Annotated in this window: 13 protein-coding genes; 5 read left to right on the top strand and 8 right to left on the bottom strand. The window is 61.7% G+C overall.

Translation table 11 applies throughout. The annotated features are described in order from the left end of the window. Positions 1–82: 82 nt before the first annotated feature. Together KHO22_RS27850 and KHO22_RS27845 are read left to right on the top strand one after the other, a co-directional pair. The gene (locus KHO22_RS27850; protein ID WP_211950406.1) at positions 83–994 is read left to right on the top strand and encodes a LysR family transcriptional regulator; all 912 of its coding nucleotides are present in this window, start codon (positions 83–85) and stop codon (positions 992–994) included. A 258-nt stretch (positions 995–1,252) separates the two neighbouring features. After that, positions 1,253–1,714 (top strand): DUF6130 family protein, encoded by a 462-nt coding sequence (locus KHO22_RS27845; RefSeq protein WP_211950405.1) that lies wholly within the window; start codon positions 1,253–1,255, stop codon positions 1,712–1,714. Between the two features lie 134 nt (positions 1,715–1,848). Here KHO22_RS27845 and KHO22_RS27840 read toward each other — a convergent pair whose 3' ends face one another. The 6 genes from KHO22_RS27840 to KHO22_RS27815 all read right to left on the bottom strand — a co-directional run bounded on the left by KHO22_RS27840 (position 1,849) and on the right by KHO22_RS27815 (position 9,009). Then, on the bottom strand, positions 1,849–3,330 hold the full coding sequence (locus KHO22_RS27840) for an amidase (RefSeq protein WP_211950404.1): 1,482 nt from the start codon (positions 3,328–3,330) through the stop codon (positions 1,849–1,851). Between the two features lie 162 nt (positions 3,331–3,492). Beyond that, positions 3,493–4,806, bottom strand: coding sequence for an MFS transporter (locus tag KHO22_RS27835; RefSeq protein ID WP_211950403.1), 1,314 nt, complete (start codon positions 4,804–4,806; stop codon positions 3,493–3,495). Between the two features lie 223 nt (positions 4,807–5,029). Then, entirely contained in the window at positions 5,030–6,304 is a 1,275-nt protein-coding gene (locus KHO22_RS27830) for a M20 family metallo-hydrolase (RefSeq protein ID WP_211950402.1), read from the bottom strand. Positions 6,305–6,418: 114 nt separating this feature from the next. After that, positions 6,419–6,883, bottom strand: a complete 465-nt coding sequence (locus KHO22_RS27825; RefSeq protein WP_211950401.1) for a RidA family protein — start codon at positions 6,881–6,883, stop codon at positions 6,419–6,421. Positions 6,884–6,960: 77 nt separating this feature from the next. Beyond that, entirely contained in the window at positions 6,961–7,710 is a 750-nt protein-coding gene (locus KHO22_RS27820; protein WP_211950400.1) for a creatininase family protein, read from the bottom strand. Between the two features lie 12 nt (positions 7,711–7,722). Continuing rightward, positions 7,723–9,009: an MFS transporter gene (locus KHO22_RS27815; RefSeq protein WP_211950399.1), complete on the bottom strand. Its 1,287-nt coding sequence runs from the start codon at positions 9,007–9,009 to the stop codon at positions 7,723–7,725. A 159-nt stretch (positions 9,010–9,168) separates the two neighbouring features. On the opposite strand from KHO22_RS27815, the gene KHO22_RS27810 reads away from it, so the two are divergent. Next, on the top strand, positions 9,169–10,092 hold the full coding sequence (locus KHO22_RS27810) for a LysR family transcriptional regulator (RefSeq protein ID WP_211950398.1): 924 nt from the start codon (positions 9,169–9,171) through the stop codon (positions 10,090–10,092). 655 nt (positions 10,093–10,747) lie between these two features. Here the strand turns inward: KHO22_RS27810 and KHO22_RS27805 are convergent. Further along, complete coding sequence (locus KHO22_RS27805; protein ID WP_211950397.1) at positions 10,748–11,209, bottom strand: MarR family winged helix-turn-helix transcriptional regulator; 462 nt, start codon at positions 11,207–11,209, stop codon at positions 10,748–10,750. 443 nt (positions 11,210–11,652) lie between these two features. Here KHO22_RS27805 and KHO22_RS27800 point away from each other — a divergent pair, with 443 nt between their 5' ends. Next, positions 11,653–12,627, top strand: coding sequence for an alpha/beta fold hydrolase (locus tag KHO22_RS27800; protein ID WP_230427055.1), 975 nt, complete (start codon positions 11,653–11,655; stop codon positions 12,625–12,627). A gap of 107 nt (positions 12,628–12,734) precedes the next feature. Beyond that, entirely contained in the window at positions 12,735–13,136 is a 402-nt protein-coding gene (locus KHO22_RS27795; RefSeq protein ID WP_211950395.1) for a cupin domain-containing protein, read from the top strand. A gap of 117 nt (positions 13,137–13,253) precedes the next feature. On the opposite strand, the gene KHO22_RS27790 is transcribed toward KHO22_RS27795, so the two are convergent. Further along, positions 13,254–13,748, bottom strand: a complete 495-nt coding sequence (locus tag KHO22_RS27790; protein WP_230427054.1) for a winged helix-turn-helix transcriptional regulator — start codon at positions 13,746–13,748, stop codon at positions 13,254–13,256. Between the last annotated feature and the right edge of the window lie 12 nt (positions 13,749–13,760).

Here is a 13,760-nt window from a genome sequence, read left to right as displayed (position 1 = left end):
ACATCGCCGCAGACGTGTTTAGAATGTGTTGCGCGGCCACTGCCGGACGCGTCGCCAACCCTCACCAGAAGGTGTCACGCCCATGAAGCGCCAATTCGACGATCTGCAACTCGGCAGTATCGAACTGTTCTGCCGCGCGGCGGAGCTCAGCAGTTTCACCGCCGCCGCGGTGGCCGCTGGGGTGACGCCGGCGGCGGTAAGCCGCAGTGTGTCACGACTGGAGGAACGGCTGGGTGTTCGCCTGTTCGTGCGCACGACGCGCCAGATCCGGCTCACGGAAGAAGGGCGCGCCTATTTCGAGCAGACACGCAGCGCTCTGGCGCTGCTCGTCGACGCCGAGCGGCAGATCAGCGGCCAGCATGGGACGCCCGCGGGGCGGCTCAGGATCAGCTTGCCTACGCCCTATGCGCACTATCGCGTATTGCCGGTATTGCCAGAGTTCCGCAAGCGGTTTCCGGAGGTGGAGATCGACACGCACATCAGCAATCGCAATGTCGATTTTGCGGACGATACCTATGACCTGTCGGTCCGTGGGCGCGCGCCTGATGATTCCACGCTGATCGCGCGCAAGCTCGAAGACGCCGAGATGGTGGTGGTGGCCACCCCCGAGTACCTGCGACGCAGCGGCGTGCCGAAATCTCCGGAGGACTTGGTCTCGCACGAATGCATTCAGTTCGAACGGCCCAGCAGCGGCCGGCGTCTTGCATGGACATTCAGGCAAGATGGTGAGGAATTCGACGTGGTCACCAGCGGCGCCTATGCGACATCGGAGGACGCGCTCGGTGGTGCAACGCTGGCGCGCGCCGGAGCGGGCCTGTTCCAGACCTATCGCTTTGTGGTGGAGCACGACCTGCGCGATGGGACACTGGTGGAGGTTCTGCAGGAGTTTGGTGGTAGCACGCGCCCGTTTGTCCTGCTGTACCCACACGCCAGGCACGTATCACACCGGGTGCGCGCCTTTGTCGAATTCCTGGTGGACAAATTCGCGCCATAACTGTATCTGGCAGCGACGCGAATACGTGCGCCAATCGAAGCCACGCTTGCACGATACGGGAGCGATACGGGCGCGATGGAATACCGGCGATTGGTGTATTGCTATGTATCAGCGATGGCAAGCGATACCTTCTCATACAACATCACCACAACGGGCAGCCGGCGTGTGATGAAATGCGGAGACTATCCTCAAACTGCGCGCGATCGCTCTGCCCGGCCCGCGCATCGAGGCAGCCCATCTGCGAAAAAGGACCATGTCATGCGCCACAACCTGAAATACTTTTCGGCGGTCGCCATTGCGGCGACATTCTGCATAAGCGCTTCCGCGCAGACAGCACAGGATTCCGTGCGGCCACCTGCCATTCTTCCACTCAGCGGCGAGCCCGCTCCCAGGCTGATAGCGTACCCGGCACTTGCCGAGCCGCTTGCGCGCGGCGTAGTCATCGTCCAGTTCCGGACGGAGAATTTCCGCGTCATGCCCGTATTTGGCAAGCCAGCAGTCGATATCTCGCCACGCATCGGGCATCTGCACGTAACAATGGACGACGTTCATGGCACTTGGGCCCATACGAGTGAAGACCCGATCATCGTCGTCGGGCTCACGCCGGGGCCGCACAAGCTTCGGCTCGAGTTGGCTGACCCGAGCCACAAGATCCTGGCGACGGAGGTGGTTGCCGTCACGGTTCCAGATCTTGGAGTCTCGAAGCCGCATGCGCATTGATGTATTGTGTGCCCGTCTGTTTCAGGCGGGCGCGCGGACTGGAAAACGAATCTGCTTTAACTCCCCCAGGCTCGCACGCCTTCTCGACAGACTTATTTCTGCAACGAACTTCCAACTCAGGACACTAGCGGTTTCTACTGTTTCGAGGTCTCGTTGACAATTGACCCTGCCCATACCGGTGGCCGCCGTTCGCACCAGGGGCTTGCCGCTTCCAATTGTGCGGCCAGACGGAACAGCGTGTCCTCCCGCCCGAAGCCAGACATAAAATGCGACCCGATTGGCAGACCCGTTTGCGGGTCGATGGAAAGCGGCACCGACATTGCCGGCGTTCCCGTCACGTTCGATAGCGCGGTAAACGGTGACTGGCTAAAAACGTGCGCGATCCAGCCAAGCCCATCGACCGATGTTTCCACCTGGTTGTATTCACCAATCCGAGGCGGAAGCTCGGGTAACGTCGGTGTCAGCAGAATGTCGTAGTCGCCGAAGAACCGCCCCAGCGCCCGTGCGACCGTATTCCTGACCTGCAATGCCGACAGGAGCTCTACGGCGCCAATCTCAATACCGTATCGATAGAGCGCGAGCGTTGCCGGCTCGAGGTGCTTTTCATCCACTGTTCGTCCGGTGGCTTTGGCAATGTCGTTGATCCGGAGCGCTGCGTTGGCAGCCCAGATTTTCGCGTTGCATTGCACAAAGGCGTCCCAGCTCACACCTAAGTCTGGCGCCACTTCATGGACATGATGACCCAGAGACTCGAGTGTCCTGGCCACCTTGCTCAAGGCATCAGCAACCCCCGTGTCAGTACGCGCGGCACTGAATGGATTCTTCATGAACCCGATCTTCAGGTTTCCCGGCTGCTGCCGGATCTCCGACAGATAGCTGGCTTTGGGGGGGGCAATGTAGTAGGGCTCGCCCACGCCGCCGCCGTGGATGCCATCGAGCAGCGCCGCACTGTCACGCACCGTTCGGCTCACGGCAAAATGCACGCCCAGACCATTCCATACTTCGTCCACGTGGGGCCCGTTCGACACGCGTCCCCTGGTCGGCTTCAGACCGAACAGCCCGTTGCAGGAGGCCGGCACCCGTATCGATCCGCCTCCGTCCGTCGCATGCGCAATCGGAACGATACCGGCGGCCACCGCCGCTCCCGCACCGCCGCTCGATCCGCCCGCGCCATGCTGCAGACTCCAGGGATTCCTCGTCGGTCCGTACAGCACGGGTTCCGTTGTCGTGCTAACCGCCAGTTCGGGCATGGTAGTTCGCCCGAGCGTGATCAGGCCTGACCGACGGAAGCTCGCCATCACGTACGAGTCTTCCTTTGCAACGGTTCCCATCGCCAGGCGACTGCACATTTCGCTCCTGCGTCCCTGCATGGTGACGCCGAGATCCTTGAGGAGAAACGGCACGCCGCCGAGGGGTCTCGGATCGACACTCACGATGCCGGCTGACTGTATCTCCACCTCTTCGGGCCAGTAATCGAGCACGGCATTTACCTGGGGATTGACGGCCTCGATGGCAGCCAATGCGGCTTGCGCCACTTCCATTGCGGTCACTTCTCGCGTGGCGATGAGGTGATGCAGCCCCATGCCGTCAAGGGCGGTGTATTCGGCGAGCTTCATGTGGACGTTCTCTTTCGGGGACATCGGGAGGGCGCGCATCGCAACGGTTGCGCATCTGGCTGGTCTGACCGCAGGCAATGAAAGACGTTTGTCCCGCATCGCCCCCCCGGGTGTTTCATAGTCGAGTGCCTGCTGGCAGGCGTGATCACTGGCCAGAGGAACTTACTTCGCTTGACGCGCGCTGGCCGGCATGGGTGACTCGTGGCGAAGCGCAGTATCGCCCCTGGGCTTCAGGCGCAGGAACAGGATGATGAATGCACACACCAGCAACATCGCTGCCATCAGCAGGAACCCGGGGTAGATGCTGCCAGTCACGGATTTCGACCAGCCGATGATGCTTGGCCCGAAGAAGCCGCCAGACAGGCCAATCGTATTGATCAGGGCAATGGCTCCTGCTCGTGCGTTGCCCTTGATGTACGCGGGCGGAACCGCCCAGAAGACGATGTTGGCCATCCACATCAGGCCGGTAGCGACGGTAACGCATACCAGTGTCAGTGCGAGATTGCCGTCGGCGAGGTACCAGCCAATGAAGCAAAGACTGCTGATGGCAGCCGGCACGGCGATGTGGATTCGACGCTCCTGACGCCTGTCGGAGCTGCGGCCGCCGAAGAAGATGGCAAACGCCGCTGCCACATAAGGAATCGCCGCATACCAACCGAGGGTCTGTGTGCTGGTGACGCCGGCGGATTTGATGATTGTCGGCAGCCAGAAGCTCAGGGCGTAGATCGGCGCGATGATGCACAGATAGGCTACCGCCAGGATATACACCTTGGGATCACGCAGTACCATGAGAAACGATCCGTGCCGCCGGTCTGCAGCCGTGTTCGTTTCCGCGGCCAGCGCGCGTTTCTCCGTGTCGTTGAGCCATTTCGCATTGGATGGGTCATCGACGAGCAGGAAGTAGGCCGCGACGCCAAGCACGAGGGTTGGGGCGCCTTCAATGAGAAACATCCATTGCCAACCGGCGAGGCTGGCCGTACCGGCGAAAGCTGTCATGATCCACGCCGACAGCGGCCCGCCAACAATTCCGCTGAAAGGACCCGCAAGCCAAACCATCGAAATTGCGCCGGCGATGCGGCTCGGACCATACCAGCGCGACAGGTAGAACAGGACGCCCGGCGCGAAGCCGGCTTCGAAGACGCCCAGCAGAAAGCGCAGGGCGTAGAACACCGGGACGCTATTGACGAACACCATGCACATCGAGGTAATACCCCAGAGCACCATGATGCGGCTGAAGGTAAGCCGGGCGCCAACCCTGGGCAGCAAGAGATTGCTTGGCACCTCGAACAGGACATAGCCCACGAAAAATATTCCTGCCCCGATGCCGTAGGCGGCGTCGGAGAAGCCGAGGTCGCTCTGCATCTGAAGCTTCGCAAAGCCTACGTTGACTCTGTCCAGATAAGCGAACATGAAGCCAATGAACAGCAGCGGCAGCAGGCGTATATCTACCTTTCGATAGAGGGACGCACCGTCCATCCTGCTCTCTGAAATTTGCTCCTTCCGAGACACAGACCTCTCCTCTGTTGGTGTGTTTAGCGTCGCCACGGTGCGCGTCGGCGCCGACATCCGTGGTCGAAATGGTTCTGGCGTTATGGCGTGGCAACTTCGCTTTGTGTCGACCGACACTTCGCGGTGGCCGCGCGTCCGATGGCTGCCCGTGTGCCCTTAGTCCGGAATCGATGTGGGCAGTTGGAACGGCTTAAAGTGGTTCGGACATGATCGCAAGCATGGCGTCGCAGAGGACCTGCGCCCCAGCCGCGACATCGACTTCGCGCGCGTTCTCGGCCTCGTTGTGGCTGATGCCCTTTTCGCAAGGCACGAAAATCATCCCGGTGGGAATATGTTGCGCGGTGTACTTGGCGTCGTGGGTCGCGCCGGAAACGATGTCCAGGAATTTCATGGCCCGACCGCTAGCAGCCTTGCGCACGGTTGCCACCACGCGATCGTCGAAGGTTATCGGCGTGGACCGCAACAGAACCTTCGCTGACACCGGGCAGCCTTCGATCTCGCCGGCGCAAAGTCGAAGGATCGTCTCGCCGGCACGCAGGAGGGAATCGGGGTCCGGATGCCGCAGATCGATATTGAATGTCACTCTTCCTGGCACGGTGTTGGGCGATCCCGGATAAACCTCCAGCCTTCCGACGGTGAAGCGCAGGATGTCCTCGGGGTCGTCTATCGCGGCGCGAAGGTATCCGATAAGCGTGGTGGCGGCCACCAAAGCATCCTTGCGATGCCGCAGCGGCGTCGTGCCCGCGTGGGCCTCGGCGCCTAGCAGTTGGATCTCGTAGGCATGAAGTCCCTGAATGCCCGTGACAATGCCCACATCGCATGCCTGGTTCTCAAGGATGGGGCCCTGCTCGATGTGGGCTTCGATATAGGCAAAGCCGCTCATGCCAAGCGGGCGCTTCTCCAGAACCGGCAGCTCGGCGACCTGTGCCTTCAATGCGCTTTCCACATCGATCCCGCTGACGTCCTTGATGGCCAATGCATCGGCCAGCGGCAGCGCGCCGGCCGCAACGGCGGAGCCCATCGTGGGGGGAGGGAACCTTGAGCCCTCCTCGTTCATCCACACAACGAGCTCGATCGGGCGTTCGGTCTCCATGCCGTGATCGTCAAGTGTCTCGAGTACCTCGAAACCGGCAAGCACGCCGTAGACACCGTCGAATCTGCCTCCGGTCGGCTGGGAGTCAAGATGAGAACCCGTCAATACCGGGCTGAGGCCCGGATTCCTTCCCGGGCGGCGGATGAAAAGATTGCCGATCGGGTCAATCGAAGTCTGATAGCCACGCCTGGATGCCCACTGGAGCAACAGCGTCTTGCCCTGCGTGTCTTCCGCGGTGAGCGCCTGGCGGTTGACACCGCCTTTGGCCGTGGCGCCGATCCTTGCCATGGCGCAGACATGTTCCCAGAGCCGGTGGCTATTGATGCGGGGACCGACGGGGGTAAGAGAGGAGGGGGGAGTGGGGGCGTTCATCTGACTGCTTGCCTGGTTTCGTTGCTTAGCATGAGCAACTGGTTGCCGCGTTGAAAGTTGTCGCGCAGATATTAAAAGTTCATCTGCGTGCTCTGTTTGGTTCAATCGGATGCCTCAGTCCAGTTCGACGCAGGCTTCGATCTCCACGCAGGCCCCCAGCGGAATCTGTGCGACACCGAATGCCGACCGCGCATGCTTGCCGGCCTCGCCGAACACCTCGACGAACAGCTCCGATGCGCCGTTGGTGACCAGATGCTGCTCGGTGAAGTCGGGCGTTGAATTGACCAGGCTCATGACCTTGACGATGCGTTTGACCCGATTCAGATCGCCGGTATGGGCCTGTAGCGTCGACAACAGATCGATTGCGACCGCGCGGGCCGCTGCGCGGCCCTCGTCCGTCGACATCGTGGCGCCGAGCTTGCCAACCCGCACGTTGCCGTTCTTCTTCGCAATGTGGCCGGACAGGTAGACAAGGTTGCCGCTCTGCGCGCTCATGACGTACGCGGCAGCGGGCGCGCCTGCGGGGGACAGCTCGATGTCGAGTGCTTTCAGTCTTTGGTGGATATCGTGTGATTGCATGATGCTTGTCGATGGAGGGCAAGATGACTGGCGCCACGGGGAGTCATCGCGAGTCATGTGGCGCCGGCGGACCGGTTTCAGTCCGGCATCGGTTCGCGGCCGAACGCTTCGAGTTCGCGCACCAGGGACTGCGCGGCCAGTTCGACCAGTGCGCGGCCTTTCTCGCGCGTGGCCAGGCCTGGATCGGAACCGATGCGTCCGTCCGGGAAGCGGGCACGGAAGTCGAGGGCTTCGCGGATCGGGCCGCTCGGGGCAATGGGCGGCGCATAGTCGGCCGACTTGACCGAGTCGGGCAAGGCGTACTGCGTGATCGCAATTTCCGAGGGTGTGGCATGGGCGCCGTGGCCGGTCGGGAACTGGTCTCGTGCCAGTTCGCCCACGCCTGCGAGATCCCACCAGTTGCAGAGCTTCAGTGCGAAGCCGGCGCGACGACGCGCAAAGCTTGCTTCGGCGTACAGCTCGGAGAACGCGGCATCGATCGACGAGACATTGCCGCCGTGGCCGTTCAGGAACAGGATCTTTTCGAAACCATGTACCACCAGCGAGCGGGTCCAGTCGCCGATCGCGGCGATGAACGTGGACGGGCGCAGCGAGATGGTGCCGGGAAAGCCGAGGTGATGCTGTGCCATGCCGATGTTGAACGTGGGGGCCACGAGGATATCGGCGGATTTTTCCGATTCACGCGCAATGATTTCGGGACACAGCCAGTCCGTACCCAGCAGCCCTGTCGGACCGTGCTGTTCGTTGGAGCCGATCGGCACGACGATCGTGCGGCTGCGCTTGAGGAACTGCTCGATTTCGGACCAGGTGGAGAGATGTAGAAGCATGACGACTCCTTGTTACCGCTTTGCGGGCAGCTTGTTGGCGAGGATGATCAGTGCGGCGATGATTGGCAGCGTGGCCAGGATCAGCACTCCGAGGTGAAGGTTGCCGGTGGCGGTTTTGGCCCATCCGATGATGGCCGGGCCCCAGAAGCCGCCCGACAGCCCGATCGTGTTGATCAGTGCGATGCCGCCTGCGGCCGCCGGGCCCTTGATGTATTCGGAGGGCATGGCCCAGAACACCGTGTAGGCCATCCACAGCGCGCAGGTACCGAGCGTGAGCAACACCAGCGATGCCGCAAGATTGCCGTCGACGAGGATGGACGCGGCGAGCAGCAATCCGCCGACGGTTGCGGGCACGGCACTGTGGAAACGGCGCTCCCCGACCCGGTCCGAGCGGCGGCCCATGTAGTACATGCCGAAGGCCGCGGCGACATAGGGCAGGGCCGAGTACCAGCCGAGTTGCACGGTGTCGTTCACGCCCTGGGCCTTGATGAAGGTCGGCAGCCAGAAGCTGATCGCATAGATCGCGGCGATGATGCAGAAGTACGCGAGGGCCAGGACATAGACCCGGACATCGCGGGCCACGGCCAGGAAGGAATGGTTGTGCGCCGCGCTGGATCCGATTTCGTTGGCGAGCAGGCGCTTTTCCTGCTCGGTCAGCCAGCCGGCGTCAGCGGGACGGTTCGGCACGAAATACAGGGCGAGCACGCCGAGCAGGATGCAGGGCAGGCCTTCGACCAGGAACATCCACTGCCAGCCGGCCAGGCCACCGGTGCCTGACAGCGCGGTGATCAGCCATGCCGAGACCGGGCCGCCGACAATGCCGCCGAGCGGGCCGGCAAGGAACACGATCGCAATGGCGCGCGCCATGCGCTGCGGCCCGTACCAGCAGGACAGGTAGTAGATCATGCCCGGGGCAAAGCCTGCCTCGAAGATGCCGAGCAGGAAACGCATGGCGTAGAACATCGGCACGTTGCGCACGAACAGCATGCAGGCCGAGGTGATGCCCCAGAGCACGAGGATGCGGCTGAAGGTCTTGCGTGCGCCGATGCGCGGCAGCATCAGATTGCTCGGTATCTCGAACAGCACGTAGCCGATAAAGAAGATCCCCGCGCCCACGCCATAGGCGGCATCGGAGAAGCCGAGGTCGCCTTGCATCTGAAGCTTCGCAAAGCCGATGTTGACGCGATCGAGGTAGGCGAACAGGTAGCAGATCAGCAGGAACGGAAGAAGTCGCCAGTTGATCTTGTTGTAGAGGGTTGAGGTGTCGTCTACTGCGCTTTCGCTCGAGATCACCAGCATGCCAGTCTCCAATGTCTTTTATGGGGGTACCGCGTGATGGATCGATAGTGGCAGCGACAAGGGCAATCTCCAACAGCAACCATGTCCACACTTCGTTGCCCTGTGGGCAACGCATGAGGTATGGTGTGAGTCTGTCATCGGCCAAGTGGATGGTTCGACATGCGTGAAATCAATCAGCAGCGGCTGCGCTATTTCCGCGAAGTGCTCGAGCAAGGCACCATTCGCGGCGCTGCGGACAGTCTCAACACATCGCCATCCGTGATCACCCGGCAGATCCGGCTGCTCGAGGACGAACTTGGCACGACACTGTTCGAGCGGCAGGCGCGTGGGGTCAGGCCGACCGAGGCCGCCGCGCATCTGCTTGAGTTCTGGCGCGGCTACCGGTCACATCAGGAGAAGCTCGAGGACCAGCTCCATGCCCTCAAGGGCCTGCAGCAGGGGCAGGTCCAGCTGGTCCTGAGCGAGGGCTACGTGGATGCACTGGTCAATGAAGTGCTGGCGCCGTTCTGCGCGCAGTACCCGCTGCTCGACATCAGCATGGAGATCCTCGGCGTGGATCAGGTGCTCGACGCCGTGGCCGAAAGTCGCGCGCACATCGGACTTGCCTTCAATCCGCCGCCACATCCGCGCATCGAGTCTCTGGCGAGTTCGTCGCAGCCGGTCGGCCTGCTGGTGCGGCCCGACCATCCCTTGGCATTGCGTGGCGGCGCCGCCAGCGTCAAGGACATCTTGTCCTGGCCGCTGGCCATGATGCCGGCGTCATTCGGCGTCGGGCATGCCGCCAAGATGCTCGAATTCGCGGAGAACATCAGGATCCGGCCGACGCTGGTCACCAATTCACTGACGGCGCTCAAGCAGTTTGTTGCCTACGAAAACTACATGACGCTGATCGGCGGCGAGTTTGCTGCGTATCGCGAAATCGCCGCCGGAACGCTCACGGTGGTGCCGATCGATCATCCGCTGTTCAGGGGCACCCAGGCGCGCTTGCTGGTCAAAGCTGGGAGGCCGTTACCGGCGGCGGCGCTCAAGCTGCTTGAACATATCCTGCGGGACATGCCGATGTTTGCGCAGGGCGGCCAGTAGGCGCCTGCTACCAGGCCCCCTGCGTGGCCTGCCCCCTCTAAAAGAATCGGCGGACGCAGCAGCCCGGTACGTTCTTGGGTTTTCTACTGGGAGGAAGGCGGATTCAAAAGCTGACGCAGCGGATTCAGAGGGCCAATTGGGTGGAGCGAAAATGTCATTAAGTGTGATTTCCCCAAGGGAAGTGCCTCGAGCATTTCATGCGCTTGATTTACGTCCGTAACGTTCAGGATGAATGCCACCCCGGCCCTGTCTTCCAGTGAATACCACTGGTCAATCTTGCCCTCGAGGTATAGCTGCGCCGTCTCGCGAACTTCGGTCGGAAGAGTGTGTTGGACTAGTTGCATGTCCGTGCCTGGCGGAAAGGTGCCAATCGCCAATATCTTCGTGGTTGGCGTAGTTGGCATCGGCGTGGTTTGCGCAATGGAGACTCCAGTCGCCCGCACAGTCGATGAGGTAGGGCGATGGGCTGGCTCGGCCTGAGTGGGTATGGCAGCCAGCATGAGGGCGGCGAGCGCGACGCTCGGAATAGCATTCCTAAACATGGGATACAAGGGAATCTCCAGATTGGACGATGAGATGGCCCGGCTGGACGGCGCTGGAAAAAAGATGCGGTGATGATGCACATGCAACATCAATGGCAAAAAAATGGTGGCCGCTAGTGTTTCGGCAGACCACGGGCAATGTCCATGATGGCGTCGGCACCGGCCTCGCCGAGCAACGTCCTCGTCGTCGCTTGTGCGGAAGCCCACGCAGGCGCGGCATTGCGAAGCAGGGTCTGACCAAGCCTCGTTACGACGAGTGGCCGCGTCCGGCCATCCTCGTCCGGCGTGCCTTCGGCTATCCAGCCTTGTGCCAACAGCGGCTGCAGGTTTCTGGTCAGTGTCGAACGATCATGGTGGTTGCGTCGGCCAAGCGCCGCGCGGCCTATCGGGCCCAATTCCTGGATCATCACAAGCAGCGTGAACTGAGGCGCGTTGATCCCGAACGGCCGCAGCGCATCGTCATAGATTGCTGTCAGCACACGGGAAATCTGACGGGTACGGGTAAGCAGGCAACTCCGCAGGATTTCGGCGCCTGCGCTGTCCTTTCTTGCGGTGCTGGAGTCGGAAGTCTTCATGGTGACCGAGTTGCACATGCAGCCATTCGGGCGGTCAACGTAGCTAATTGCATCAGAACCCGTTTAGGACAGGGCTTGTGTCCCGTCTGTATGGCGGTCTGTCCTGATTTGCCACGGAACGTGTCAGCGCCGGCACGCGATACAGGCCGTACAAATCGCCTCAATGCCCGAGAGGATCCCGAGGCCTTCGGGTGCGTACTACGAGGCCGACCACTTCGCGTGCAACCTGACGATGGGCATTTGCATTTGAGCACACGTAGAACTGCGCACTGAGGGATTTTTGTATGCCAACGTATCGATGGCAGCGGCAGATACGAACAAATACGTTGGCCCCGGCGATTCACTACAGTAGGGATACAAAACCGTTCTTCAATGCTGCATATGCAACAGAAACCCGCCGCGTCGGTTTGGGTGCTTGCAGGTCAAGCAAGATGGTGAAAGACATGACGATGAAAACCACGGTTCGCAGCGCGCTTCGGTTCACAGGTGCCGCCGGTCCTGCAGCCGCCCTGGCTGCCACATTGCTCATTGGCAACGCACACGCGGCAACGCCGACGCCCGAAATCGGGTTCGTGCAAGTCAATCCCGATATCAAGCTAAGGCGTCTGGTTGTGCACAATGCGCGCGCTAAGGGCACGGTCTTGTTTCTGCACGGGTTTCCTGAAACGCTCTACGCGTGGAAAGACGTGGCGTCTTCCCTGGGCCAGGACTATGAGGTTCACGCTTTCGACTGGCCCGGCTATGGCGAATCGTCTCGTCCCGGCGTGGACAAGTTTTCCTATGGGCCCAGGGACTATGCCAAGGTGCTGGTGGATTACATCTCCACGACTGGCATCGATAAGCAGCGGCTGGTGATCTACGCGACCGATATCGGGGCGCTGCCCGCCCTGATGGCTGCCGTCGATGACCCAGCCATCGCCAGACGGATCATTGTTGGCGACTTTGCACCGTTCAACCGTCCGCAGTTCATGCAGGAGCGACTGCAGGGGCTCAAGGATCCCGCCACCGCGGATGCTGTGCATGCGGCGTTCAACCGGACCCGCGACGAGATCCTGCAGAACGCATTCACGCGTGGGCTGCCCGAGTCCTCGCACTATGAAGTCTCGCCGGAGTTCAAGGCAGACATGGCCCGTGGATGGCAGAACGGTGCACTGACCTCTGCTGATGCGTTCTATCAGTACTACACCCGGTTCACACGCGACCAGGACGATTTCGAAGCGAACCTGGCCAGGTTGAAAACGCACGTCACGGTGATCTGGGGCGAGAAGGACATCTACATTCGCAAGGAGATGGGCGAGGAGCTGGCAAGCCGCGCGCATCTGAATCTGAAGCTGTTGCCCGGCATCGGCCATTACCCGCATCTCCAGGACAAGGCCGCGACAATTTCAGAGGTGCGCGCCGCATTCGACGCGGAGTAGGCGAGGCCGCCCCAGCATCTCTCACCTGCGATGAATCGTTGCGGATGCAGCCAGCCGGCCCCGCACGAATCGCTTGCTAGCTTCGAAAGACAATCAAGGAAAGTGAAATGAATATCGTCCGAATCACGATGGGTGCCCTGGTCGTCGCCAGCCTTGCCGCGCACCTCCACAGCGCGCAGGCACAGACGCCTGAAGTCCATCGCACCGATCTGGCCCGCCACGACCTCAGCGTCCCGGGTCGGGAAGGCATTCAGGTCCGCGTGGATTTCGACCGCGGCGCGTTCGCGCCGAAACACTCGCACCCCGGCGAAGAGATCGCCCACGTGCTGCAGGGGACCCTTGAGTACCAGCTTGCCGACCAGCAACCGGTCACGCTCAACGCAGGCGAGTCGCTTTTCATTCCCGCAGGCACGCCACATTCGGCCAGGAACGTCGGCAGCGGGCAGGCGTCAGAACTCGCGACCTATATCGTCACGAAGGGCGCCCCACTCGTCGTGCCTGGCAAGTAGGGGGAAGGGCAGCGGGCGTGCGAAGTCCCACAACCCCGGACCGCGCGCCGTTGGCGTGCGGCGGCCGCCGGGCCCGCGCGATCCGGCGGCCTTGCCAGGATGTGAGTGACTTGATGATTATTTGCCGAGTATGGCCTTGTTGCGGGCGTCGATGATCTCGGCCGTTCGCGCCGTCGCGCCGTCGCCGGGTTCCAGACGGACGTCGCGCAAGCCCAGCGTGCGGGGACCCACGCGCAAGCTGATCGGTTCGACCGGTTCGCCGGTGCTGTCCTCGACAAGGCGGATGGGCGTCCGTTGGCTGCACCATTTATCGCCCCACTGCATTAGCCCCGCGATAACGGGATAGAGCGCCTCACCCTTTTCCGTCAGCCGGTACTCGGTGCGCCGTTCCGCGCCCTCGGCTACCACCTTCACCAGCACACCGTGCTCGATCAGCGTGTTCAGTCGCGTGGTCAGCACGTTTCGCGCAATACCCAGGCGCTGCTGGAAGTCGTCAAAGCGCGTAGTGCCCATCATGCACTCTCGCACGATGAGCAGGCTCCACCATTCGCCGACCTGTTCCAGCGCGCCAGCCACGGAGCAGTTCATCCCTGTGAAAGTCTTGCGGTGCATAAGCGAATGTCC

This window comes from Cupriavidus yeoncheonensis, assembly GCF_905397275.1.
Taxonomy (GTDB): domain Bacteria; phylum Pseudomonadota; class Gammaproteobacteria; order Burkholderiales; family Burkholderiaceae; genus Cupriavidus; species Cupriavidus yeoncheonensis.
Note: the sequence above shows the minus strand (reverse complement) of the source record. Positions and strands in the feature narration are given on the sequence as shown.